Annotated in this window: 24 protein-coding genes; 5 read left to right on the top strand and 19 right to left on the bottom strand. The window is 71.7% G+C overall.

Going from position 1 to position 24539, the window contains the following annotated elements; genetic code table 11:
* Positions 1–89 precede the first annotated feature (89 nt).
* Positions 90–464, top strand: coding sequence for an RNA polymerase-binding protein RbpA (locus ABZV94_RS18870; protein WP_003977404.1), 375 nt, complete (start codon positions 90–92; stop codon positions 462–464).
* A gap of 80 nt (positions 465–544) precedes the next feature.
* Here ABZV94_RS18870 and fxsA read toward each other — a convergent pair whose 3' ends face one another.
* The 4 genes from fxsA to ABZV94_RS18850 form a co-directional block, all read right to left on the bottom strand.
* Complete coding sequence (gene fxsA, locus ABZV94_RS18865) at positions 545–1096, bottom strand: FxsA family membrane protein (protein ID WP_356341496.1); 552 nt, start codon at positions 1094–1096, stop codon at positions 545–547.
* A 68-nt stretch (positions 1097–1164) separates the two neighbouring features.
* Complete coding sequence (locus ABZV94_RS18860) at positions 1165–1959, bottom strand: polyprenol monophosphomannose synthase (protein WP_356341494.1); 795 nt, start codon at positions 1957–1959, stop codon at positions 1165–1167.
* A gap of 559 nt (positions 1960–2518) precedes the next feature.
* Entirely contained in the window at positions 2519–4126 is a 1608-nt protein-coding gene (locus ABZV94_RS18855) for an amidohydrolase (protein ID WP_356341493.1), read from the bottom strand.
* A gap of 275 nt (positions 4127–4401) precedes the next feature.
* Positions 4402–4842 carry an Lrp/AsnC family transcriptional regulator gene (locus ABZV94_RS18850; RefSeq protein WP_356341492.1) on the bottom strand — a complete coding sequence of 147 codons (441 nt, stop codon included), beginning with the start codon at positions 4840–4842 and terminating at the stop codon, positions 4402–4404.
* 235 nt (positions 4843–5077) lie between these two features.
* On the opposite strand from ABZV94_RS18850, the gene ABZV94_RS18845 reads away from it, so the two are divergent.
* Positions 5078–5512 (top strand): hypothetical protein, encoded by a 435-nt coding sequence (locus tag ABZV94_RS18845; RefSeq protein WP_356341490.1) that lies wholly within the window; start codon positions 5078–5080, stop codon positions 5510–5512.
* A gap of 511 nt (positions 5513–6023) precedes the next feature.
* Here ABZV94_RS18845 and ABZV94_RS18840 read toward each other — a convergent pair.
* Positions 6024–7196, bottom strand: coding sequence for an acyl-CoA dehydrogenase (locus ABZV94_RS18840; protein WP_356341489.1), 1173 nt, complete (start codon positions 7194–7196; stop codon positions 6024–6026).
* A gap of 333 nt (positions 7197–7529) precedes the next feature.
* On the opposite strand from ABZV94_RS18840, the gene ABZV94_RS18835 reads away from it, so the two are divergent.
* Positions 7530–8762: a glycoside hydrolase family 18 protein gene (locus ABZV94_RS18835; protein WP_356341487.1), complete on the top strand. Its 1233-nt coding sequence runs from the start codon at positions 7530–7532 to the stop codon at positions 8760–8762.
* 13 nt (positions 8763–8775) lie between these two features.
* Here ABZV94_RS18835 and ABZV94_RS18830 read toward each other — a convergent pair whose 3' ends face one another.
* The 5 genes from ABZV94_RS18830 to ABZV94_RS18810 form a co-directional block, all read right to left on the bottom strand.
* The gene (locus ABZV94_RS18830; protein ID WP_356341486.1) at positions 8776–9423 is read right to left on the bottom strand and encodes a TetR/AcrR family transcriptional regulator; all 648 of its coding nucleotides are present in this window, start codon (positions 9421–9423) and stop codon (positions 8776–8778) included.
* Between the two features lie 78 nt (positions 9424–9501).
* Positions 9502–9642 (bottom strand): SCO1431 family membrane protein, encoded by a 141-nt coding sequence (locus ABZV94_RS18825; RefSeq protein ID WP_356341484.1) that lies wholly within the window; start codon positions 9640–9642, stop codon positions 9502–9504.
* 116 nt (positions 9643–9758) lie between these two features.
* A complete protein-coding gene (locus tag ABZV94_RS18820) occupies positions 9759–11123 on the bottom strand; it encodes a peptidase C39 family protein (RefSeq protein WP_356341483.1) in 1365 nt (454 codons plus the stop codon).
* A 215-nt stretch (positions 11124–11338) separates the two neighbouring features.
* Positions 11339–12877 (bottom strand): amino acid permease, encoded by a 1539-nt coding sequence (locus ABZV94_RS18815; RefSeq protein ID WP_356341481.1) that lies wholly within the window; start codon positions 12875–12877, stop codon positions 11339–11341.
* Between the two features lie 41 nt (positions 12878–12918).
* On the bottom strand, positions 12919–13875 hold the full coding sequence (locus ABZV94_RS18810) for a hypothetical protein (RefSeq protein WP_356341479.1): 957 nt from the start codon (positions 13873–13875) through the stop codon (positions 12919–12921).
* Positions 13876–14098: 223 nt separating this feature from the next.
* On the opposite strand from ABZV94_RS18810, the gene ABZV94_RS18805 reads away from it, so the two are divergent.
* Together ABZV94_RS18805 and ABZV94_RS18800 are read left to right on the top strand one after the other, a co-directional pair.
* Positions 14099–14752: a hypothetical protein gene (locus tag ABZV94_RS18805; protein ID WP_356341478.1), complete on the top strand. Its 654-nt coding sequence runs from the start codon at positions 14099–14101 to the stop codon at positions 14750–14752.
* A 431-nt stretch (positions 14753–15183) separates the two neighbouring features.
* The gene (locus tag ABZV94_RS18800; RefSeq protein WP_356341476.1) at positions 15184–17055 is read left to right on the top strand and encodes an AAA family ATPase; all 1872 of its coding nucleotides are present in this window, start codon (positions 15184–15186) and stop codon (positions 17053–17055) included.
* 76 nt (positions 17056–17131) lie between these two features.
* Here the strand turns inward: ABZV94_RS18800 and ABZV94_RS18795 are convergent, their stop codons facing one another.
* From ABZV94_RS18795 to ABZV94_RS18755, 9 genes are all read right to left on the bottom strand, one after another.
* Positions 17132–18205 (bottom strand): hemolysin family protein, encoded by a 1074-nt coding sequence (locus ABZV94_RS18795; protein WP_356341474.1) that lies wholly within the window; start codon positions 18203–18205, stop codon positions 17132–17134.
* Positions 18202–19536, bottom strand: coding sequence for a hemolysin family protein (locus ABZV94_RS18790; RefSeq protein WP_356341473.1), 1335 nt, complete (start codon positions 19534–19536; stop codon positions 18202–18204). The genes ABZV94_RS18795 and ABZV94_RS18790 overlap by 4 nt, the downstream gene beginning before the upstream one ends.
* A 164-nt stretch (positions 19537–19700) precedes the next feature.
* Positions 19701–20186 (bottom strand): PH domain-containing protein, encoded by a 486-nt coding sequence (locus tag ABZV94_RS18785; RefSeq protein WP_356341472.1) that lies wholly within the window; start codon positions 20184–20186, stop codon positions 19701–19703.
* Positions 20187–20201: 15 nt separating this feature from the next.
* The gene (gene hisG / locus ABZV94_RS18780; protein WP_356341470.1) at positions 20202–21050 is read right to left on the bottom strand and encodes an ATP phosphoribosyltransferase; all 849 of its coding nucleotides are present in this window, start codon (positions 21048–21050) and stop codon (positions 20202–20204) included.
* A 57-nt stretch (positions 21051–21107) separates the two neighbouring features.
* Positions 21108–21380: a phosphoribosyl-ATP diphosphatase gene (locus ABZV94_RS18775; protein ID WP_023552153.1), complete on the bottom strand. Its 273-nt coding sequence runs from the start codon at positions 21378–21380 to the stop codon at positions 21108–21110.
* Between the two features lie 34 nt (positions 21381–21414).
* Positions 21415–21900: a 6,7-dimethyl-8-ribityllumazine synthase gene (ribH, locus tag ABZV94_RS18770; RefSeq protein ID WP_030644798.1), complete on the bottom strand. Its 486-nt coding sequence runs from the start codon at positions 21898–21900 to the stop codon at positions 21415–21417.
* A 23-nt stretch (positions 21901–21923) separates the two neighbouring features.
* Entirely contained in the window at positions 21924–23243 is a 1320-nt protein-coding gene (locus ABZV94_RS18765; protein WP_356341469.1) for a bifunctional 3,4-dihydroxy-2-butanone-4-phosphate synthase/GTP cyclohydrolase II, read from the bottom strand.
* Positions 23240–23881 carry a nicotinamide mononucleotide transporter family protein gene (locus ABZV94_RS18760; protein ID WP_356341468.1) on the bottom strand — a complete coding sequence of 214 codons (642 nt, stop codon included), beginning with the start codon at positions 23879–23881 and terminating at the stop codon, positions 23240–23242. The genes ABZV94_RS18765 and ABZV94_RS18760 overlap by 4 nt, the downstream gene beginning before the upstream one ends.
* Positions 23878–24483, bottom strand: a complete 606-nt coding sequence (locus tag ABZV94_RS18755; RefSeq protein ID WP_356341466.1) for a riboflavin synthase — start codon at positions 24481–24483, stop codon at positions 23878–23880. The genes ABZV94_RS18760 and ABZV94_RS18755 overlap by 4 nt, the downstream gene beginning before the upstream one ends.
* Positions 24484–24539: the final 56 nt, after the last annotated feature.

Genomic DNA, 24539 nt, shown 5'->3' with positions numbered 1-24539 from the left:
CGGGAATCTTTACCGCCGACCGGACGTTGACCGGATGACGACGACAGCGACACCTGTCCTGTGGGCGACAAGCCCGGGAGGCACGATTCATGAGTGAGCGAGCTCTTCGCGGTACGCGCCTCGTGGTGACCAGCTACGAGACGGACCGCGGTATCGACCTGGCCCCGCGCCAGGCCGTGGAGTACGCATGCGAGAAGGGGCACCGGTTCGAGATGCCCTTCTCGGTCGAGGCGGAGATCCCGCCGGAGTGGGAGTGCAAGGTCTGTGGTGCCCAGGCACTCCTCGTGGACGGCGACGGCCCTGAGGAGAAGAAGGCCAAGCCCGCGCGTACCCATTGGGACATGCTGATGGAGCGACGCACCCGTGAGGAGCTCGAAGAGGTCCTCGAGGAGCGTCTGGCGGTGCTGCGCTCGGGGGCGATGAACATCGCGGTCCACCCCAGGGACAGCCGCAAGAGCGCGTAACGCGCGCACAGCACGAACGACCGCGGGCGCCGTACGTCTCCACGTACGGCGCCCGCGGTCGTTGTGTGTGCGCGGACCGTTCAGCGCGTGAGCGGGGGCCGCTGCTCCCCCGGCTCGGGCCGGTCCTCCCTGATGACCTCCCCCTGCACCACCTTGCCGTCCGGCCGGTGGATGCGGACCTGCTGGAACGCGTCGCCCAGGCTGCCCGGGGCGGCCTTGCGCAGACCCCGTTCCAGGGCGTTCTCCGTGAAGCGGCTCACCGCCTTCTGGACCGGCGGGAGCAGCAGGAGCAGACCCGCCGCGTCCGAGACCAGACCGGGGATCATCAGCAGCAGGCCACCGAGCATCATCAGGCCGTTGCCGCCGCCGCGCGCCGGTGAGCCGCCCTGCTGGAGCGCCTCGTTCAGACTACGGAAGGCGCGGCGGCCAGCCCGCTTGATGACCACGGACCCCGCCACGACCCCCGCGACCAGCAGCAGGAACACGCTGAGCCCGCCCGCCGCGCCCGCGACCAGGGTCAGCAGCCAGATCTCCAGCACCAGCCACGCGGCGAGACCCAGCGGCAGATACCTGCGCAGCCGGGAACGCCGGCGGCGGGCGGTGTACGGAGAGGTCGGAGCGCCAGTCGTCATGCCCCCAGTGTGCCTGGGCACGCCTCAGCACGGGATAAGGGGGTGATCGACGGGCCGGGAACCCGCCGCTACGCCTGCTTGTCCTTGCCGGTGAGCTTGCCGAGACGGTCCCCGACGCCCCAGGCGGTGACCCGCCACAGCGCCTCGACCACGATGTCGCGGCTCATCTTGGAGTCGCCCAGTTCCCGCTCGACGAAGGTGATGGGGACCTCCACGACGTGGTAGCCGGCCTTCACCGCGCGACGGGCCAGGTCGACCTGGAAGCAGTAGCCCTGCGAGGCGACCTCGCCGAGGCCGAGCCCCTCCAGCGTCTCCCGGCGGAACGCCCGGAAACCGCCGGTCACGTCCCGGATCGGCACGTCCAGCATGAGCCGCGAGTAGGTGGAGCCGCCCCGCGAGAGGAACTCCCGGGACTTCGGCCAGTTCACCACCCGGCCGCCGGGCACCCAGCGGGAGCCGAGGACCAGGTCGGCGCCCTTGAGGGCGGTGAGCAGCCGGGGCAGTTCCTCGGGCTGGTGGGAGCCGTCGGCGTCCATCTCGATCAGCACGCCGTAGTCCCGCTCCAGGCCCCAGCGGAAGCCCGCGAGGTAGGCGGCGCCGAGGCCCTCCTTGCCCATGCGGTGCAGCACATGGACGTGCTCGTCCTCGGCGGCCAGTTCGTCGGCGAGCTTGCCGGTGCCGTCGGGGCTGTTGTCGTCCGCGATCAGTACGTGCGCCTCGGGGACGGCCTTGCGCACCCGGCCGACGATGGACTTGATGTTCTCCGCCTCGTTGTAGGTCGGAATGATCACCAAGGCCGTGCCGAGCGGACCGAACTGCCTCCCCTGGGCCTTGGCCGCGAGGGTCCCGTCGCCGTCGTTCACTGCTGCCCCTTCATGTCGTACGCAGGGGTCCACCATAGTGGCCGCGGCCTGGGTGGGCGTGACAGCGCGTTCGTATGGTGGTGTCGGTTCCACAAGAGCGGGGTAAGAAGGTCTTTTCCGGTCCCTTCCCGCCACGTGCCGAACACCTTCGTACCACGACGGATGGGGGCCCGGCGCCCTTCGGGCCGACCCGGGACCCGCTGGCTGCGGGTCGACCGAAAGCCGTTGTCTACTGAGCGCCCGGGCCCCACCCGGGTCACACCTGGCCGACCCGCGAGAACGTTCCCCTCGTCGGCGCGGGCGCTGAGCCTGGCTCCCAGTGACGGTGCCCCGGTGCGGCACACCGTCCCTGACCCAGCGGCGCTGCGACGAGTCGGCTGAACGTCCTCCGGTCGGGCGTCCGGTGGTGGACTCGGCCGAACCTACCGGCCCCTGGCAGCCGACTGTCAACAGCCCCCTGAGCTGGGCCGACGACACCGGCGGCGCGGCCGGTGGGGAGGATGCGCAGGTCGGGCGGCGGGGCCCCGGCGGCCGGGGCGGCCCGCACCACTCCGGGAGATCACTCGCCCGGCCGTACGAACACCGTCCGCCCGCCCACCACGGTCCGCAGGCAGACCGGCAGGTCACGGCCCGGGGTGAGGTCGGGCAGGCCGGGCGTGCCGGAGCGCGGATCGGTGGACCAGCGGGCGACCCGGTCGTCGGGGGCCTGCACGATCAGCTCGTCGGTCCGCCAGACGGCGTAGTCGGCGGGGGCGCCCGGGACCAGGACGCCCGCGTCGTCACGGCCGACGGCCCGCCAGCCGCCGCGCGTGTGCGCGGTGAAGGCGGCGCGGACGGAGATCCGGTGCTCGGGCGTGCGGTGGAAGGCGGCGGCACGGACCGTGCCCCAGGGGTCGAGCGGGGTGACCGGGCTGTCGGAGCCGAACGCGAGCGGCACGCCGGAGCGGAGCAGGGCGGCGAACGGGTTGAGGGTGCGGGCCCGCTCCGCCCCCAGACGCTGGGCGTACATGCCGTCCTCGCCGCCCCACAGGGCGTCGAAGGCGGGCTGGACGGAGGCGATCAGGCCCAGCTCGGCGAAGCCGGCGATGGTGTCGGGGCTGAGCATCTCGGCGTGCTCGACGCGGTGCCGGGCGGCGCGGATCCGGGCGAGGCCCACCTTCTCGGCGGCGGTGCGCACGCCTTCCACCACGGCGGCCACGGCGGCGTCGCCGATGGCGTGGAAGCCGGCCTGGAGGCCCGCCTCGGTGCAGGCCACGACGTGGGCGGCGACGGCGTCGGCGTCGAGGTAGGCGGTGCCGCTGTGGCCCGCGTCGGCGTACGGCTCGTGCAGGCAGGCGGTGTGCGAGCCGAGGGCGCCGTCCGCGAAGAGGTCGCCCGCGGCGCCGGTCGCGCCCAGCTCGCGGGCCTTGGCGGTGTCCTCCTCCGCCCAGTAGCCCACCACGCGGGGGCCCGGCACCTCGGCGGCGAGCCGCAGCAGGCCGGTGAAGTCGTCCTCGGAGGAGATCCGCGGGCCGCCGCACTCGTGCACGGTGCCGATGCCGAGGGAGGCGGCGTGCTCCAGGGCGGTGCGCTGGGCCTCGGCGCGCTGGGCGGGGGTGATGGCGGCGAGGGCGGCCTCGCGGACGGCGTGGTGGGCGTCCTTGGTGAGCGGGGCGTCCTCGCGCGCGACATCGCCGGGGACCAGGTCGAGCAGGGCGGTGCTGACGACCGCCGAGTGCACGTCGATGCGGGAAAGGTACAGCGGACGTCCGCCGGTGGCCTCGTCCAGCTCCGCCCGGGTCGGCGGCCGGCCGCCGGGCCAGCGGGCGGCGTCCCAGCCGTGGCCCAGCAGGACCCGGTCGTCGGGGCGGGCGGCGGCGAACTCGCGGACACGGGCGAGGGCGGCCTCCAGGGAAGGGGCGCCGGACAGGTCGAGGCCGGTCAGGGCGAGGCCGGTGGCCGTGGTGTGCACATGGGCGTCGGTGAAGGCCGGGGTGACCAGGGCGCCGTCGAGATCGACCACCTCGTCCACGCCGTCGGCGAAGGCGTCGGCGGCCCCCTCGGAGCCGACCCACGCGACATGGCCGCGCTCCACCACCATCGCGGTGGCGAAGGGGTCCGCGGGGCTGTGCACCTCGCCGCGGCGGAGCAGGACGGTCTTGGGGGGCTCGGCGGTGCGGTTGCTCATAGCCGACAGTTTCCCTCGCCGCCGAGCAGGAGCCGCACTTGGGGCGCCGGGAAGGACCCGCGCCGCGGGCTGCCGGCTGGCGGCTCGGCTGCGGGCGGGGTTGCCGACTGTCGGCTGCGCATGCGGGCTGCGCCGACGGCTGCGCTCAGCGGGGGCTCCCGACCGCGGGCTGGCAGCTGCGGAGCCGGGGGCTGCCGACTGCGGGCTGCCGGCTGGCGGCCAGTGCCGGCGGCTGCCAAGTGCGGGCTCAGCCGTCGGCCGGCGGACGTCGGCTGTCAGATCTTCGGCGGCCGGGCCTCGTACGGTGTCGAGAGGACCACCGTCGTCCGCGTCGAGACCCCCGCCAGCGTGCGCAGCCGGGCCAGCAGTTCCTCCAGCTCGTGCGGGGTGGACACGCGCACCTTGAGGATGTAGTTCTCGTCGCCCGCCACGCTGTGGCACGCCTCGATCTCGGGGACGCCGGCGAGGCGTTCCGCGATGTCGTCCGGGGCACTGGGGTCGAACGGCTTCACCGAGATGAACGCGGTCAGCGGCAGCCCGACGGCCTCGGGGTCGACCACCGCGGCGTAGCCGCGGATGACGCCACGCTGTTCCAGCCGGCGCACCCGCTGGTGCACGGCCGACGTGGACAGGCCCGTGGCCTTGCCCAGGTCTGTGTAGCTCATCCGCCCGTCCTTGACGAGCAGCTGCACGATTTGACGGTCCAGCTCCTCCATGCCGCCAAAACCTACAGTGCGCTTGATCTCCGCGGATACCTTGAGAGGCGCAGGTCATTCCCTGTTCGGCAGAAAACGCACCGGGACGGGCACCTGCATACGGCATGTGACGAAGACCACACGCCTCGGGCAGGCTCCGTGATGTTCTCGTGATTACCGCCGAGACCCGGCGGGAAGTGCTTGCTGTGGTCGAGGCCGCAGCGCCTTCACGGCCCAGCCTTAGGGGGAGAATCCCATGCAGAGTGCCCATCGCCCTGGTCGATCCACGTCCACGCACCGGCAGCCGGTCGCCGAAGCCGAGCCGGAGGGCGTCGAAGCCGACGCCTACGACGAGGATCCGGACGCCTACGACACCTTCGAGATGTACCGGGTGATCTGCCCGGACTGCGCGCAGCCGATCGCGCTGCTGGCGGACGAGGAGGTGCTGCCGGAGCACGCGCTGTGCGCCTCGCCGTGGAACCCGTTCGGGCTCACGGTGTGCGCGGGTACGGGCCGTGCGGCGGCCGACGCCCGCCCCGCGGACGAGTCGTTCGAGCCGCAGGAGCAGGACACCGCCCTGCTGCTCACGCTCCCCCAGGGGCTGAACTGGCGGACGCAGCCCTTCTCGCACGTCGGTGGCCCGGGCTCGCGCCCGATGCGCGTGCCGTCGATGCGCCGCCAGGCCGCCTGAGCCGGCGCCCTCACGCCAGTCCGCGCAAACCCCGCCCCGCGCTCACCCCACCCGCCCGGCCGAGGTTCACCCCGCCCGGGTGAGAGGTGAGCGGGGACGAGCAACTCCGCAGGGCGCGCGGGGACTTGGCCGTACAGCCGGCCCGGCGGTCCGTCCGCCGCCGACCGCCCTCGCACACGTGGACGACGGCCCGCCGACGGTACGTCAGCGGGCCGCGGGAGGCCGGAGCGGGAACCAGACGAGGATGAACTGAAGCTCGATTCCCTCGGAGGGTGACCTGTCCGGCCGTCGCCGCGTTGCCCTGGTATGACCCCCACCTACTCGGCAACAGGGCGTCAGCGCCGTATCTTCGTCCCCCGCCCCGGAGAATCGGTACCCCCGGCCGCGCCGCCGGACCCGCCCATCTACCGGGACCTCATGCGGACCTGGGCCGACCGGGGCCGCACCCTGCCGGGCCGCCATGACCCGGAGTGGATCAGGCTGGCGGCCCCGACGGTGCTCACGGGCCAGTTCAGCGACCTTCTGGCCCCGCCACGTGACGGGCGATGACCATCCGCTGGATCTGGTTGGTGCCCTCGACGATCTGGAGCACCTTGGCCTCCCGCATATAGCGCTCGGCCGGGAAGTCGGCGGTGTAGCCGTAGCCGCCCATGATCTGCACCGCGTCCGTGGTGACCTTCATGGCGGTGTCGGTGCAGTGCAGCTTGGCCATGGCGGCCTGCTTGGCGAACGGCCTGCCCGCGTCCCGCAGCCGGGCCGCGGCGAGGTACAGCGCGCGGCCCGCCTCGATCTGGGTGGCCATGTCGGCGATCATGAAGCGCAGGCCCTGGAAGTCGGCGACGGGCCGGCCGAACTGGCGGCGCTGGGTGGCGTAGCGGACCGCCTCGTCCAGTGCGGCCTGCGCGAGGCCGATGGCACAGGCGGCGATCCCGAGCCGGCCGGAGTCGAGCGCCGCCAGGGCGATGGAGAAGCCCTGGCCCTCCTCGCCGATGCGCCGGTCGTCCGGGACGCGGACGCCGTCGAAGTGCACCTGCGCGGTGGGTGAGCCCTTCAGACCCATCTTCTTCTCGGGCGCGGCACCGCTCAGGCCGGGTGCGTCGCCGGGCACGAGGAAGGCGGTGATCCCGCGCGGGCCGTCCTCGCCGGTGCGGGCCATCACGGTGTAGAAGTCGGCGATCCCTCCGTGGGTGATCCAGGCCTTGGTGCCGTCGATCACCCAGTGGTCGCCCTCCCGGACGGCCTTGGTGCGCAGGGAGGCGGCGTCCGAGCCGGAGGACGGCTCGGAGAGGCAGTACGCGCCGAGCAGGCCCCCGCCGAGCATCGCGGGCAGGTGCTCGACCTGCTGCTGCTTGGTCCCGTAGGTGGCGAGGGCGTAGGACGCGAGCGTGTGGACGCTGACGCCGAGGCCGACGGTGAGCCGGGCCGCGGCCAGTTCCTCCAGGACCTGGAGATAGACCTCGTAGGGCTGGTCGCCGCCGCCGTACTCGGACGGGTACGGCAGGCCCAGCAGGCCGGATTCGGAGAGCAGAGCGAAGGTCTCGCGCGGGAAGCGTCCCGCGTCCTCCTCCTCGGCGGCCCGGGGCGCGATCTCGCGCTGGGCGATCTCCCGGACGAGGGCGAGCAGATCCCTCGCCTCTTCCGTCGGCAGTTGACGCTCCACCGGCTGCGGGTCGCGGTCGGACATGGCGTCGGGCTCCTCCCTGTTCGGGCACCGGCGGTCCGGCCCGGGGTGGGGGGCGGCTCCGCCTGATGATCGCGCTTCGCCGAAGGCGCCCGCTCCCGGGTCTCGGAAGCTGCTGACCAGCGGCATGCGCAGTGAGTATGCCCGATCAGCGACCTCCCGTCACCAGTTAACGACCGCTCACTTCAGGAGTCCAGTCGGGGCTGCCCGCAGCCCCGAATATTGGTCCGAACCATTGACCTAATGGTCTAGTCCTCCTAGGGTGCATGACCAACGCTTTACCGCGTTCATGCCAATCGGCGCGCGTTCCCCTCTCCCCCACGAGGAGACACCCGAATGCACTCTCCCCACCGCTCCCTCGTCCGGGCCCTGGTCTCGGCCGCGTGTACCGCCGCACTCGGCGCCGGCCTGCTGGCCGGGACGGGCACGGCGACCGCGGCGGCACCGAGCGCCCCGCAGCTGACCGCCGGCTCCAAGGTCGTCGGTTACTTCACCGAATGGGGCACCTACGACCGCAAGTACTACGTCAAGAACATCGAGACCTCCGGCTCCGCGGCCAAGCTGACCCACATCAACTACGCCTTCGGCAACGTCACCGGCGGCAAGTGCGCCATGGGCGACTCCTACGCGGCCACCGACCGGGCCTACACCGCCGCCGAGTCCGTCGACGGCGTCGCCGACACCTGGGACCAGCCGCTGCGCGGCAACTTCAACCAGCTGCTGAAGCTGAAGAAGAAGCACCCCGGCCTGAAGATCCTGTGGTCCTTCGGCGGCTGGACCTGGTCAGGCGGCTTCGGCGAGGCGGCGAAGAACCCGGCCGCCTTCGCCCAGTCCTGCTACGACCTGGTGAAGAACTCCAAGTGGGCGGGGGTCTTCGACGGCATCGACATCGACTGGGAGTACCCGAACGCCTGCGGCAACACCTGCGACACCAGCGGACGCGAGGCGTTCAAGAACCTGATGGCCGCGCTGCGCTCGAAGTTCGGCTCCGGGAACCTGGTGACGGCGGCGATCACCGCGGACGCCACCAGCGGCGGCAAGATCGACGCCGCGAACTACGCCGGCGCCGCCCAGTACGTCGACTGGTACAACCCGATGACGTACGACTACTTCGGCGCCTGGGACGCCACCGGCCCGACCGCCCCGCACTCCCCGCTGAACTCCTACTCGGGCATCCCCAAGGCGAACTACTACACGTCGGCGACGATCGCCAAGCTCAAGGGCCTCGGCATCCCGGCCCCCAAGCTGCTCCTCGGCATCGGCTTCTACGGGCGCGGGTGGACCGGCGTCACCCAGGCGGCCCCCGGCGGTACGGCCACGGGTCCGGCGGCCGGGACGTACGAGCAGGGCATCGACGACTACAAGGTCCTCAAGACCAAGTGCCCGGCGACCGGCACCGTGGGCGGGACCGCCTACGCCAAGTGCGGCAGCGACTGGTGGAGTTATGACACCCCGGCCACCATCGCCACGAAGATGACGTACAAGAACCAGCAGGGCCTCGGCGGCACCTTCTTCTGGGAGCTGAGCGGCGACACGGCGAACGGTGAGCTGATCAAGGCGATCAACTGACGGTTCTCCCGGATCAGCGGTCCCGCCGGGCGGGCGGCTGGGCCGGGTGGGCGGGGTCCAGCTCCTCGATGGCGCGCAGGGCCCCGCCCAGTGTCTTCACCAGCAGCTCGCACAGGGTGTCGCGGGACAGCCGGGGGTGGTCGATCCAGTCGAGGGTGGCCCCCTCCACGCTGCACACCCAGGAGAGCAGGCCCATCCGCGCCACCGGGGAGATGTCGCCACGGCCGTAGGCGCCCTCGGCGATCGTGGTGACGATCGCCTCGCGTACGCCGTCCCGGATGGCGTGCACCTCGGTGTCGAAGCCGACGCCGCCGCTGACGATGGTCCGGTAGGCGGCCTGGTGGTGCTCGGCGTAGCGCAGGTAGCCGTCGATCGTGCGGTGCACACGGTCCACGGCGGGCAGCTGGACCCCGCCGGCGGCGGAGGTGACCAGGTCGGCGACGGAGTCCTCGATGATCGCCAGGTAGTAGCCGCGCTTGGACCGGAAGTAGTAGTAGATCAGGCCCTTGGTCACCTGTGCCTGGCGGGCGATGTCGTCCATGGACAACGCGTCGTAGGACGTGTCGGCGAACAACTTCCGCCCGATGGCGATGAGTTCGGCGCGGCGCGCCACGGAGCGCTCGGTGCCGCGCGCCTGGGTGACGACACGCTGCTGCGGCATGTTCAAGACCGGCCCTGATCCGGGTGCGACGGGACAGCGGCAGTATGTCAGAACAAGCCGCACGCGGGAGGGGTCGGTTCAGAGCAGGCCGAGCTGGGTCACGAGCATCGCCAACACGGCGACGAGGACCCATCCCATGACGTGCTCGACGATCTTCGGGCCGTCTTCCTGCGGGCCGCCGGTGACGGCGCGGGTGGCGGTGGCCGGGTGTGCGGTCATGGTGTTACTCGCAGAGGTCGGACGTATACGGCGGAATCCCCCCACCCATCCGTCCACCATGCCACCCGCGACGGCGTTCGCGGCGATGAGCTTGGTCACACGCCGCGAACCCGGTGTCAGTACACGCCCACCGCGGCGAGCGCCTTGCGCTGCTGCGGGGTCGGGTGGGCCGGGAAGTAGAGGTAGCAGACCCCTCCGGTGCCGGAGACGACCTTGCCGGAGGCGTTGTACCGCTTGGTCCTGAGCCAGATGTTCTCCCACTCGCGCCGCTTGTAGACGCGCCGCACCGCGTCGTCGCTCGGCGAGGCGGGGTCGTTGGCGATCACGTCGCCGTCCGCGGTGAAGCCGATGACGGTCATCAGGTGGCCTGAGGTGCCGTAACCGGCGCCCGTCAGCTCCTCCTTGAGGAACGACTGGGACGTTATGGCCGGGATGCCGGCCGCGATCAGGGTCTCCAGGTCGGTGAGGGATGCGAGCCGGGTGACCACGCCCTGAAGGCCGTCGAAGGTGGCCGCGTAGGCCGCGTTGAAGGGCCAGTTGCCGCAGCCCTGGTACTGGTGGTCGTAGGTGAACCGAGCCGCGTGACAGACCTGTGGGTCGGCGTAGGACGGGTCGACCCAGGACAGCTGCTCGGGCGTGAGCCGGCCGCCCCAGTACTCGATGATCATCTGGGAGGAGGTGGGGCTGCACCAGGCCTCGCCGCCGTTGTCGTACTCGGGGTACTGGCCCTTGTGGATCTCCTGCGAGTAACGCGGGACGGCGAGTTCCTGGGCGAGGCCGGGGGCGGAGGCCGGCACGGTGAAGCGGTCGGGGATGTCGGAGCCCATCGCGCCGAGCCGCCAGACCGTCGGAGTCAGGTGCGTGCCGGGCCGGCGGTACAGGGTGAGGCGCAGCCGGTACGAGGTCAGGCGCAGGCCGGTGCTCGCGTCGTCGATGGCGAAGGTGTCCGTCCAGATGGTGCTCCTGCCGTCCGTCTGGTCGTCCACCGAGGTCCGCTTGATGTCCTGGTCGCCGGCGGCCCAGCGGCCCATCACGTACCAGGGTGTGTCGGTGCCGTCGGAGTAGGTGCCGTGCAGTTCGACCTGGAGCCAGGTGCCGGCGGGGGTGTGCGCGTTCCAGGACGCGATGACCTCGGTCGCGGGCACGGTGAGCCGGTGCACCGGAGAGGTCCAGGTGGCGTACTCCCAGGTGGCGGTGGTCCCGGTGTGCGGGTCGGTGTAGTCGGTCCGGCCGGCGGGGGCGCCGATCACGACGCCGGGGCGGCTGCCGGAGACGGGCCGGGCGCCCTGGGCGGTGCCGCAGCGCCAGTCGCGGAACGTGGTCCAGGAGTGGTAGTCGATCGGGCGGGCCTGCGCCTGGCCGGGGTCGTCGGTGCCGGCGGGTCGCGGTGCGGCGGCGGCGGGGACCGCCGTGCCGGTCACCGCCGCGGCGACGGCCACGGCCAAAACGGTTCTGCGGGACGGCTGTTGGGCTCTGCTCATGGGCGCGATGACCCCCAGGGTGTCCGAGACGGGCTGATCCGGTGCGGTAACTATGAAGCAGGCCGGATCTCGCTGCCAGCACTTCCGCGCATGCCGCGGAAACGAATATTGGTCTGGTCCACTGACGGAGGGCCCGAAGGGACGCGGGGCCGTGTCGCGGTGCCGCTGCGCACCGGGACGCTAGCGGCCCCCGCGCCCCTGCGCCCGGGACACCCTCAGACGAGGTCCATCGCGGCGACCTCGTCCGGGCGCCCGTAGCTGACCGGCCCCTGGAAGCGGCGGCGGGCCGTGGCGAACCACCACACCGTCGCCACCAGCAGCACGACGGCGAGTGCGATCGGCGCGTAGTTGAAGGAGTCGGCGGTGATGGGTGAGGCCTGCGGCAGCATGAACAGGACGCTGCTGAGCAGGATCCAGGTCACCGCGAGCCAGCCGATCGGCCTGCCCCAGCGGCCCAGGTGCCAGGGGCCGGGCTGGAACGCGTCGCCGAGCCGCAGCCGCAGGAAGATCGGTACGGCGTAGGCCAGGAACAGGCCGACCACGTTGACGCTGACGATGGCCGTGAACGCCGTGTGCGACCACCAGCCCGGCACCACCAGGGCGAGCGAGCAGGCGACCGCGAGCCAGACAGCCTTCACCGGCGTACGGGTGCGCAGCGAGACCGAGTGCCACCAGCGGGAGCCGGGCATGGCCCCGTCCCGCGAGAACGCGAAGATCTGCCGGGTGTTGCTGGTGAGGTTGGCCAGACCGCAGAAGAGCATCGCGCCGATGACGATGAGGAGCATCACCTTGGCGGTGCGCAGGCCGAGGCCGTCGATGAGGATCTGGACGGGCGGTGCGGCGGCGCCGGCCACCCGGGCGTAGTCGCCGATGCTGTAGACCAGGGCCAGCATCAGGACGAGACCGGTGATCGCAGAGCAGCCGATGGCGCGGGTGATGCCCTTCGGGGCGCTGACCGTCGCGCGGACCGTTTCCTCGGACATGTGGAAGCTGCCGTCGAACCCGGTGAAGGTCCAGCTGGTGACCAGCAGGCCGAGCATGCCGCCGTAAAGCCCGCTCGTGAAGCCGGTGTTGTTCTCGAAACGGGTGACGAAGGACGCGGACTGGTGGTGCTCGGGCATCACGATGAGTGCTCCCACGATCACGACGAGTCCGATCAGCAGCCACCACACGGAAATGCGGTTCAGTACGGCGACGAGCTGGACGGTGTAGGTGTTGGCGAGCCCTTGCAGCACGATGATCAGGGCCGTGATGAGGACCGTCTGGTGCGCGGTCGGCTCGTAGGAGGGCCACTGCAACTGCACGAACACCTGGATGAAGGTGGCGGCGGCATAGCCGGTGGCGGCGGTGCCGCCGATCTGGCCGACGAAGTTCAGCCAGCCCGTGAACCACGACCAGGCGCCTTTGTGCCGCTTGGCGAGTTTCCCGGCGGAGAAGTACAGGGCACCGCTCGTCGGATAGGCGGAGGCGACTTCCGCCATGGCGGCGCCGATGAGGAGCACCATGACCGAGACGCCGATCCAGCCGAACACGAGAATGCGGGGACCGCCCGCGTTCATACCGAATCCGAAGGACGAGAATATACCCGAGAGAATATTGATGATGGTGAACGAGATCGCGAAATTGTCGAACGCCTGGAAGCGCCGGGTGAGTTTCCGCGGATAACCCATCGCGTGCAGGGTGGCGTCGTCGTCGAGCACGACGGAGTCCGCCGAGCGGGCGCGGGCCCGGGGAGTCGACATCCGTTCCGACACAGATCGGCCTTTCTGAGGTGGGGGTTGGGGGACGAGCGTGGTCAGGCGGGCCCCGGGACGGGCAGGCCGCAGGCGCGCCGCGCCCGGGAGAGCTGCTCGACGGGGTCGCCGAAGGCGCTCCACGGCATGCGCGAGGCGTACGGGCCCATCGCCGTGAAGACCGCCCGGGCCTCGAACGCGCGCTGGGCCATGACCAGCGCGTGCGCGAGGTAGGCCAGGTCGAGCACGGGGGTGAAGCGGTAACCGGCCACGGTGGGCAGCCAGTGCTGGTAGATCGCCAGCGCGGTGGAGCGCCACTGGGGCTGCTCCCAGACGCGGTCGGCGAGGAGCTGGGTGGGGTTGTAGCTCTCCACCAGGGCCACCAGGGGCAGCAGCCGCAGGGCGGAGTCGGCGGGCGCCCGCTGGCTGAGGAAGGCGGCCACGTCCCAGGCCGCGGTGACCGAGCCGCCGTACCGCGTGAAGAAGCAGGACAGGAAGCGGTGGTGGGCCTCGCGGTGCCACGGGTCCAGGGACAGGATGTGCGCGAACAGCCGCCAGGGGCCGGGCGGGGAGGTGAGCAGGCCGTGCGGGGCAGGGTCGCGCAGCCGGTGCAGCCGGGCCATGGCGAGCCTGGCCACCCAGGGGGTGGGGTCGGCGGGGGCCGCTTCGGCGGCCCGGTCGCAGGCGGTCAGCGCGATCCGCTCCAGCGCCCCCGCGCGCTCGTCACGGGCGTCGGCGGCCCGCAGGGCGCGCTGCACGGCGACCCGGGCCCACATGAGGCTGGCCTCGGGCGTCGGCTCCTCGGCCAGCCAGCGCTCCACCAGATCGGTGCCGGCCGCCTCGGAGGCGAGGACGAGCGAGCGGTGGGCACGCAGGGCGAAGTCGGAACGCGTCTCGGCGAGGGCCTCGTGGGCGTATCGATGGCGTCCCGCGCGCACATCGACGCATACGCTCGCCAGGACCCGGTCGTCGGCCGCCGGATGCCATACATAGTGCCCTTCGAATAATTCCGCGGCCATGGTCCCCCTGCCGGTCCCCGTTCGACGCATCACGTTGCGCAGGAGGCACCTTACTCAGCGTGGGGCACACCGGGAACGCCGAATTCGACATATCGGTCAGCGGATTCGGACGGTTTATCGGTGCCATTGACTGGCCGCCAGCCGATGGTTCAAGACGGGACAACTACGGGCCCGCGGCCACCCCTACACTGTTTTTCACGGAAAACCCACGACACCGGACCTCATGCCCCACACACAGCACACCCCGGGAATCGCCATTCACGACCTCGCCGCCCGGCTGCACGGGCTCCCGCCCTCCCTGGGACCGGTCCGGCTCGTCGCCGTCGACGGGCACGCCGGCTCGGGGAAGTCGACCTTCGCCGGACGGCTGGCGCACGCGCTGGGCGGGGCCCCGGTGCTCCACCTCGACGACATCGCCAGCCATGAGCGGCTCTTCGCGTGGACCGACCGGCTCATGACCCAGGTGATCGAGCCCCTGGCCCGGGGGGAGAGCGCGCACTACACGCCCTACGACTGGCGGGCCCGCACCTTCGGCTCCCCGCGCCCGCTGCCGGCCGCACCCGTCGTCCTGATCGAGGGCGTCGGCGCCGGCCGCCGGGCCCTGCGACCGCACCTGGCCCGGCTGCTGTGGATGGAGGTGCCCCGGGAGGAGTCCTGGGCGCGCGGGCGGCGACGGGACGGCGCGGAGCAGCGGGAGTTCTGGGACGGCTGGGTCGCCGCGGAGCACGCGCACTTCGCCGGGGATCCCTCGCGCTCCCATGCCGACCTGCTGGTACTCCAGACACCTGAGGGATATGAGGTGCTGCCGGGACCGGCGGCGACTCCCGAAGCCGGGCCGAATGTGACGCTCGGTGACGGACCGCCCCGGATGTGGTGAAGTCGTGAAGAGCCTTGCGGGGCAACTTCTCCGAGTCCCTCAACTCCGCTTGACCGGGGGGCCGTACAGGTCTTACGTTCTCAATGTGCGGCTTTCGGAGCCGCCCACCGACGCGAAGCCCCCGGTTGTTCCCCCGTGACCGGGGGCTTCGTTCTGCCCGCGAAGACCGTTCCGCGGGCGCCCGGCGCACCCGCACTCTCACCCTCGGTCACGAAACGCCGTGCGCCCCGTCTGCTCCCACCTCGTCGAACGCCCCGTGCGGCACCCTTCGGCGCGCGCGGGTACCGCGGGTACGATGCCCTCGGTGCGACCTTCGAGCGGCTGCCTCGCGCACCTGCAACTCCGGTCCGCGGCACAGCGGTTCGACCGCGGCGGCCGTCGGGCGACTGCCCGGTGGTGAACCACGGGGGCACGGTCTGTGGGGGGACGTGATGGACTTCGGCACGCGGGGCCCCGAGGCTCCGGCCGACCTCGCCTGGCTGCGGGGTGTGGACGCCTACACGATGGGCGCCTACCCGCAGGCGGAGGAGGAGTTCCGCACCGCGGTGCGGATGGACCCGGGCATGGCGGACGCCTGGCTCGGGCTGCACGCGCTCCGGGTGGACACGACCACCGCGCTGCTGCGGATGTTCCGGCACCGCGACCGCTTCGGGGAACAGCGCACCCGGCACCGGCGAAGCCTCAACTCCTGGTACTGGCTGGGCTGGTGGGTGCAGCCGGTGCTGGAGAGCCCACGCGATCTGCTGCTGGCGCACGCCTCCCACTGGCTGGACGGCCGGCACGTGCCCGAGCTGGACCGCGCCCTCGCCGGGCTGCCCCCGGTCGACGCCGATCCGCAGGTCCGCTTCCTGCACGCCTGCCGTGCCTATCTGGTCAAGGACTGGGAACAGCTGGTCCGGCACACCGATCCGCTGCTGGACGATCCGCTGCTCGGCATCGAGGCCGGCCTCTTCGGCGGCATGGCCCGCGTCCGGCTGGAGATGTACGGCCAGGCCGAGCCGCTGCTGTCGGCGGCGCTGATGCGGTGCCGCAGCGAGCAGCCGCAGCGCAAGGAACTGCGCTACTGGCTGGCCAGGGCCCACGAGGGGAAGGGGCGCTCGGCCGCCGCGCTCCCCCTGTACCGCGCGGTGCACCGGGTGGACCCGGCGTTCATGGACACCTCCGCCCGGCTCGCCGCGATCTCCGAGGGCGACGGGTACGACGAGGCGGCCGACTACGCCGCGATCACACTGACCGGCACGGGGCAGGACACGGTGGACGGGCCGGACGGGTTCGATCCGCTGTTCGGCACGGAGGGCCGGGATCTGCGGCTGCCGGAGCCCGATCTGCCGACCGGGCCGCTGCCGTCGGTGACCGACCCCTCGGTGCGGACCAAGACGGGGCCGTCCGGAGCGTCCGCCGCGCCGGTCCCGGCCGGTCCCACGGACCCCGCGTTACTGGAGGAGGCGCTCGCCGAACTGGAGCGCATGGTGGGGCTCGAACCGGTCAAGCGCCAGGTCAAGGCGTTGTCGGCGCAGCTGAACATGGCGCGGCTGCGGGCCGGGCAGGGGCTGCCGGTCCAGCCGCCCAAACGGCATTTCGTCTTCTCCGGCCCGTCCGGCACGGGCAAGACCACGGTCGCGCGGATCCTCGGCCGGGTGTTCTACGCGCTGGGGCTGCTGGGCGGGGACCACCTCGTCGAGGCCCAGCGCGCCGACCTGGTCGGAGAGTACCTGGGGCAGACGGCCGTGAAGGCCAACGAGCTGATCGACTCCGCGATCGGCGGGGTGCTGTTCGTGGACGAGGCGTACTCGCTGTCCAACTCCGGCTACGGCAAGGGGGACGCGTACGGCGACGAGGCCTTGCAGGTGCTGCTGAAGCGGGCCGAGGACAACCGGGACCACCTGGTGGTGATCCTGGCCGGCTACCCGGAGGGCATGGACCGGCTGCTCACTGCCAACCCGGGGCTGTCCTCCCGCTTCACCACCCGAGTGGACTTCCCCTCCTACCGGCCGCTGGAGCTGACCGAGATCGGCAAGGTGCTCGCGGCGGAGAACGGGGATGTGTGGGACGAGGAGGCGCTGGACGAGCTGCGGTCCATCGCCGGGCACGTGGTCGATCAGGGGTGGATCGACGAACTGGGCAACGGCCGGTTCCTGCGGACGCTGTACGAGAAGAGCTGCGCGTACCGGGATCTTCGGCTGTCGACGTACGCGGGCTCCCTGTCCCGGGACGACCTGGCGACCCTGCGCCTGCCCGATCTGATGCAGGCGTACGGAGAGGTGCTGTCGGGCCGGGGGCCCCAGGATCCGTCGGGTGTGTGAAGCGCCCCGAAGGGGCGCGGGGAACTGCGCGGCCGGCCCGCCACCGGCCGGCCGCCGCGCAGTTCCCCGGGCCGGGCTAGCCGGCGAGCGCTCCCTCCGGCTCCCCGCTGACGCGCGGCTCCGGCATGTCCCGGTGCGCCGGGTCGCGGACCTCGCCCACCAGCATCTCCAGGACGTCCTCCAGGGCGACCAGCCCCAGCACCTTGCCGGTCGCGTCCGCCACCTGGGCCAGATGCGTGGCCGCCCGGCGCATCACCGTGAGGGCGTCGTCCAGCGGAAGCTCGGAGCGGAGCGTGGCCATCGGACGCCACACGTGCTGTGGGACGGCCCGGTCGGACTCCTCCAGGTCCAGGACGTCCTTCACGTGCACGTACCCCATGAAGGGGCCCTTCTCGCCGGCCGCGACCGGGAAGCGGGAGTAGCCCGTGCGGGCGGTCAGCTGCACGATCTCGCCCGGGGTGACCGCCGGGGTCACCGTGACCAGGCCCTCCCGGGGCAGCAGGACGTCCGTCACCGGGCGCGAACCCAGCTCCAGGGCGTCCTCCAGGCGCTCGCGCTCCTCCGGGTCGAGGAGGCCGGCCTGGCCGGAGTCCTCCAGGAGCCGGTTGAGCTGCTCGGTCGTGACGACCGCCTCCACCTCGTCCTTCGGTTCGACCCGGAACAGCCGCAGGATGCCCTGGGCGCAGGCGCCGAGGGACACCGTGATCGGCTTGCAGAGGCGGGCGAACCAGACCAGCCCCGGGCTGAGCCACAGCGCCGCCTTCTCCGGGGCGGCCATGGCGAGGTTCTTCGGGACCATCTCGCCGATGACGAGGTGGAAGAAGACCACCGCGGCCAGGGCGATGACGTAGCCCAGCGGGTGGATCATGCCGTGCGGGAGGTGGATCCACTCGAAGACCGGCTCCAGCAGATGCGCCACCGTCGGCTCGGCGACCGCGCCGAGCGTCAGCGAGCAGACGGTGATGCCGAACTGGGCGGCGGCCATCATCTGGGGCAGGTGTTCCAGGCCGTACAGCACCTGCCGGGCCCGGGCGGTGCCGAGCGGTTCGATCTGGCTGCGGCGGACGGAGACGAGCGCGAACTCGGCGCCGACGAAGAAACCGTTGGCGAGCACGAGCAGCGCCGCGAAGACCAGTTGGAGGACGCTCACCGGGCGGCCTCCACCACGTTCGCCGCCGGGGCCGTCCTGACCAGGCGGACCCGTTCGGCGCGGTAGTGACCGACCTGGCGGACCGACAGCCGCCAGCCGGACAGCTCGGCCCGGTCTCCGGGGGCCGGGATCCGGCCCAGCAGGTCGGCGACCAGGCCGGCGACGGTCTCGTACGGCCCCTCGGGCACGTCGAGGCCTATGCGCTGCAGGACGTCGACGCGGCAGCTGCCGTCCACGTCCCAGGCGGGCCTGCCGTCCTCCGGCGGGGCGGGGACCAGTTCGGGCGTGTCCTTGGCGTCGTGCTCGTCGCGGACCTCGCCGACCAGTTCCTCGACGATGTCCTCCAGGGTGACGACGCCGGCCGTGCCGCCGTACTCGTCCACGACGACCGCGATGGGCTGCTCGCTGCGCAGCCGCGCGAGCAGCGGCTGGACCGGCAGGGTCTCGGGGACGAGCAGCGCCTTGCGGGCGATCCGGCTGACCGGGGTGCGCAGCCGCTCGTGCACGGGGACCGCCAGCGCGTCCTTGAGGTGGGCCATGCCGACGATCTCGTCGATCTTCTCCCGGTACACGGGGAAGCGGGACAGGCCGGTGGCCCGGGTGAGGTTGACGACGTCCTCGGCGGTGGCCGAGTCCTGCAGCGCGCTCACCTTCACGCGCGGGGTCATGACGTGCTGCGCGGTCAGCTCGCCCAGGGACAGGGTGCGGACGAAGAGGTCGGCCGTGTCCTGTTCCAGGGCGCCGGCCTGGGCGGAGTGCCGGGCCAGGGAGACGAGTTCGCCGGGGGTGCGGGCGGAGGCCAGCTCGTCGGCGGGTTCCACGCCGAGGGCGCGGACCAGCCGGTTCGCGACCGTGTTCAGCGCCGAGATCACCGGGCGGAACAGGCGGGAGAACAGGTGCTGGGGGCCGGCGACGAAGCGCGCGACCTGCAACGGCTTGGAGACCGCCCAGTTCTTGGGGACGAGTTCGCCGATCACCATCTGGATCGCGGAGGCCAGCAGCATGCCGACGACCACGGCGACGCCGGAGGCGGCGCCCTCGGGGATGCCGAGCGCGGTGAAGGGGCCGCGCAGCAGCGCCGCCAGGGCCGGTTCGGCGAGCATGCCGACGACCAGGGAGGTGATGGTGATGCCGAGCTGGGTGCCGGAGAGCTGGAAGGACAGCTCCTTCAGCGACTCCACGACCGTACGGGCGCGGGTGTCGCCGTCGTCGGCGGCCTTCTCGGCCTCCGGTCGCTCGACGGTCACCAGGCCGAACTCGGCCGCCACGAAGAAGCCGTTGGCGAGAATCAGCAGGAACGCCGCTCCTAGGAGCAGCAGGGGGATGGTCACGCTGCCACCGCCTTCCCGCTCTGTCGGGCAGGGGTGGCGCAGGTACTACAGGACGATCCGTCCATCGCCGGAGGGAGTCACTCCTCGGGTAGCAGGAACCCCTGTGCACCGGGCGGCGCGCAGGGGCGGAGGCGCAGCGAGACGGCCTCCGCCCACCAGATTAATCAAGATCTGGGCTCATGCGGCAGGGCGGACGGCGCCGAGTGGGCCTCGGCGAGCGCGCGCAGGGCCTTGGCGTCGGCGATGGCCCGCTGCTTGGCGATGCCCGGCTGGATGCCGAGCGCGGGCAGACTGGTGCCGTCGCTGAGGTCGAGGAACACCCACGGGTCACCCGGCCGGAGGTTCACCCGGAGGATCTCCGCCCAGGCCAGACGCCGCTTGCCGGCGATGTTCACGACGGTGACGCCGGACTCGTCGGCGACCACCTTCACCCGGGCGAGCCGGGCCAGCGCCCAGAAGATCAGCGCTCCGGTGACGATGAAGCTGAGCCGCGAGCCCGGGCCGAGATGCTCCAGCAGCATCGCGATCCCGGAGATCACCAGGAAGATCACGACACCGGCGGTGAGCAGGATCGCCCGGGTGTGCCCCGGCCGGAAGGTGACGGGGAGGCGGGGAAGAGCGGGCGGGTCGGACAACTCTCGGTCGGACATCTCTCGGCGTACCTCTTACAGGCGGCAGGCGTGGATGGCCGTGGTCAGGATGGCGCGGGCGCCGATGGCGTAGAGGTCGTCCATGATCCGCTGGGCCTCCTTGGCGGGGACCATGGCGCGGACCGCGACCCAGCCCTCGTTGTGCAGCGGGGAGACGGTCGGGGACTCCAGGCCGGGGGTGAGCGCCACGGCCTTCTCCAGCTGCTCGACCCGGCAGTCGTAGTCCATCATCACGTACGTCCGGGCCACCAGGACGCCCTGGAGACGGCGCAGGAACTGCTGGACCTTGGGTTCCTCGGCGTCGGCGCCGGTGCGGCGGATGACGATCGCCTCGGACTTCATGATCGGCTCGCCGAAGACCTCCAGGCCCGCGTTGCGCAGGCTGGTGCCGGTCTCGACGACGTCGGCGATGACCTCGGCGACACCCAGCTCGATCGCGGTCTCCACGGCGCCGTCCAGGTGGACGACGGAGGCGTCGATCCCGCGGTCCGTCAGGTGCTTGTCGACGATGCCCTCGTAGGAGGTGGCGACCGTCTTGCCCTTGAGGTCCTCGATGCCGTCGGCCGTGCCGGGCTTGGCGGCGAAGCGGAAGGTGGAGCGGGCGAAGCCGAGCGGAAGGATCTCCTCCGCGTCGGCGCCGGAGTCGATCAGCAGGTCACGGCCGGTGATGCCGATGTCGAGGCGGCCGGAGGAGACGTAGATCGCGATGTCGCGGGGGCGGAGGTAGAAGAACTCGACCTCGTTCTCCGGGTCGACGATGCGCAGTTCCTTGGACTCACGGCGCTGCTGGTAGCCGGCCTCATGCAGCATGTCCGCCGCAGGGCCGGACAGTGAACCCTTGTTGGGGACGGCGATGCGCAGCATGAGGTCGGCTTCCTTTGCGTGAAGGGGTTTTCTACGGCTGTGTGCGGCGGGGGCGGGTCAGAGGTGGGCGTAGACGTCGTCCAGGGAGATCCCGCGGGCGACCATCATCACCTGGACGTGGTACAGCAGCTGCGAGATCTCCTCGGCCGCCGCCTCCTTGCCCTCGTACTCCGCGGCCATCCAGACCTCGGCGGCCTCCTCGACGACCTTCTTGCCGATGGCATGGACACCCTTGCCGACCAGCTCAGCGGTACGGGAGGTGGCGGGGTCGCCGTGGGCGGCCTTCTGCTGGAGCTCGGTGAAGAGCTCCTCGAACGTCTTCTTGGACATGGTGCTGCCCACCCTACGCGGTCGGCCCCACTCCTCAGTGCCAGGGTTCGGATACCGAGCGGAGCGTGGCCGCGGTGGCGACCGCCGCGGTCACCGCCTCGTGACCCTTGTCCTCGTTCGAGCCCTCCAGGCCGGCCCGGTCCAGGGCCTGCTCCTCGGTGTCGCAGGTGAGCACGCCGAAGCCGACGGGGACGCCGGTCTCGACGGACACCTGGGTCAGGCCCTGGGTGACGCCCTGGCACACGTAGTCGAAGTGGGGGGTGCCGCCCCGGATGACGACACCGAGGGCGACCACGGCGTCGTAGCCGCGGCCCGCGAGGACCTTGGCGGCGACCGGCAGCTCGAAGCTGCCGGGGACCCGGATGAGGGTCGGCTCGTCGATGCCGAGCTCACGCAGGGCGCGCAGGGCGCCGTTCACCAGACCGTCCATCACCTGCTCGTGCCACTGCGCCGCGATGACGGCGACCCTCAGGTCGCTCACATTGCGTACGGACAGTTCCGGTGCACCCTTGCCGCTCACGTCTCTCCTCAGTGCTTTCGTGCTTACTGGTTGCCGCAGGTGGCCGCGGACGCGGCCGTCGAAGCCGACACGGGGGGCGTGTCGAGCCAGGGCAGGTCGTGCCCCATCCGGTCCCGCTTGGTGCGCAGGTACCGGAGGTTGTGCTCGCCGGCCTGGACGGGCATCGGCTCGCGGCCGGTGACCTTCAGGCCGTGGCGCAGCAGCGCTTCGGTCTTGTCGGGGTTGTTGGTCATCAGCCGGACGCCGCGCACGCCGAGGTCGGCGAGGATCTGCGCCCCGGCGCCGTAGTCGCGGGCGTCGGCGGGCAGGCCGAGTTCCAGGTTGGCGTCCAGGGTGTCGTGGCCCTGCTCCTGGAGTTCGTAGGCGCGCAGCTTGGACAGCAGGCCGATGCCGCGTCCCTCGTGTCCGCGCAGGTAGACGACGACGCCCCGGCCCTCGGCCTGGATGCGTTCCAGGGCGGTGTCCAGCTGGGGGCCGCAGTCGCAGCGCAGGGAGCCGAAGACGTCGCCGGTGAGGCATTCGGAGTGGACGCGGACGAGGACGTCCTCGCCGTCGCCGATCTCGCCGTGCACGAGGGCGACGTGCTCGACGCCGTCGACGGTGGACCGGTAGCCGTAGGCGGTGAAGGTGCCGTGCCGGGTGGGCAGGCGGGTCTCGGCCTCGCGGCGGACGGTGGGCTCGCTGCTGCGGCGGTAGGCGATCAGGTCCGCGATGGAGATGATCGTGAGGCCGTGCTTGCGGGCGAACGGGATCAGCTCGGGAAGGCGGAGCATCCGGCCGTCCTCACCTGCGATCTCCACGATGGCTCCGGCCGGGCGGAGCCCCGCGAGCCGGGCGAGGTCGACGGCGGCCTCGGTGTGGCCGTTGCGCACGAGGACGCCGCCGGACCGGGCGCGCAGCGGGAAGACGTGGCCGGGGCGGACGAGGTCGGTGGGTTCCGCCGTGCCGCTCGCGAGCAGCTGGAGCGTCGTCGCGCGGTCGGCGGCCGAGATGCCGGTGCTCACGCCGTGGGCGGCGGAGGCGTCCACCGAGATGGTGAACGCGGTCTTCATCGACTCGGTGTTGTCCTGGACCATCTGCGGCAGGTGCAGCCGGTCCAGTTCCTCGCCCTCCATGGGGGCGCAGATCAGGCCCCGGCATTCGCTCATCATGAAGGCGACGATCTCGGGGGTCGCCTTCTCGGCGGCGATGACGAGGTCGCCCTCGTTCTCCCGGTCCTCGTCGTCCACGACGACCACCGGGCGGCCCGCCGCGATGTCGGCGATGGCCTGCTCGACGGGGTCGAGGGCGAAGTTCTCGATGTCGGTGTCGTCGGTGCCGTACAGCAGCGGTGCGGAGGTCATGCCGGGGCTCCTTCCAGTGCGGGCTGCGGGCCCCGGCGGGAGCGCAGCCACCAGTCGCGCATGCCCCACAGGACGAGTGCGCCGTAGATGACGTAGACGAAGCCGGAGAAGGCGTAGCCGTTGGCGAAGTTGAGGGGGACGCCGACGAGGTCGACGAGCAGCCAGGCGATCCAGAACTCGACCATGCCCTTGGCCTGGGCGTACATGGCGACGATGGTCCCGACGAAGATGTAGGCGTCGGGCCAGGGGTCCCAGGAGAGCTTGGGGTAGGCCGTGAAGAGCAGGGCGACGGCGACGGTTCCGGCGGCGGCCGCGGCGAGCATGGCCGCGCGCTCCCGCCAGGTGGCGAAGCGGGGGGTGATGTGGCCGTCGTCGGACCGGTCCCTGCTGCGCTGCCACTGCCACCAGCCGTACAGCGCGACGGCCATGACGACGACCTGCTTGCCGGCGCTGCCGGTCAGGTGGCCGTAGAAGGCGGCGAACAGGACCAGGCCGGACAGGAACTGCACGGGCCAGGTCCACAGGGAGCGGCGCCAGCCGAGGGCCAGGGTGATGAGGCCCAGGATGTTGCCGATCATGTCGGACCAGATGATGTGCTGGCCGAAGAGGGTGAACGCCTCGGAGTTCATCCAGTTCACTTGCCGGCCCCCTGTCCGGCCGCGAGCAGACGCTCCACGTACTTGGCGATGACGTCGACTTCGAGGTTGACGGGGTCGCCGGGCTGCTTCACGCCGAGCGTGGTGAGGGCGAGGGTGGTCGGGATGAGGCTGACGGTGAAGTGGCCGGGGCCGGCCTCCACGACGGTGAGGCTGATGCCGTCGACGGTGATGGAGCCCTTCTCCACGACGTAGCGGGAGAGGTCGGCGGGCAGGGAGATCTTCACGATCTCCCAGTGCTCGGAGGGCGTGCGCGCCAGGATCTCACCGGTGCCGTCCACGTGTCCCTGCACGATGTGTCCGCCGAGGCGGGCACCGACGGCGGTGGGGCGCTCCAGGTTGACGCGGGAGCCGACGGTGAGCGCGCCCAGGCTGGACCGCTTCAGGGTCTCGGCCATGACGTCGGCGGTGAACTCGTCGCCCTCGTGCTCGACGACCGTGAGACAGACCCCGTTGACGGCGATGGAGTCGCCGTGGCGTGCGCCCTCGGTCACGACGGGGCCGCGGAGCCGGAAGCGGGAGGAGTCGCCGAGGTTCTCGACGGCGGTGACTTCACCCAGTTCTTCGACGATTCCGGTGAACACTTCCCGGGTCCTCCTGCCTCTTCGGGCACGGACTCCGGGGCCTGTCGATGACGACA

The sequence above is a fragment of the Streptomyces sp. NPDC004658 genome, assembly GCF_040609555.1.
In the GTDB taxonomy this organism is placed as follows: Bacteria; Actinomycetota; Actinomycetes; order Streptomycetales; family Streptomycetaceae; genus Streptomyces.
The sequence above is the reverse complement of the archived record's forward strand: the minus strand, read 5'-3'. Positions and strand labels throughout refer to the sequence as shown.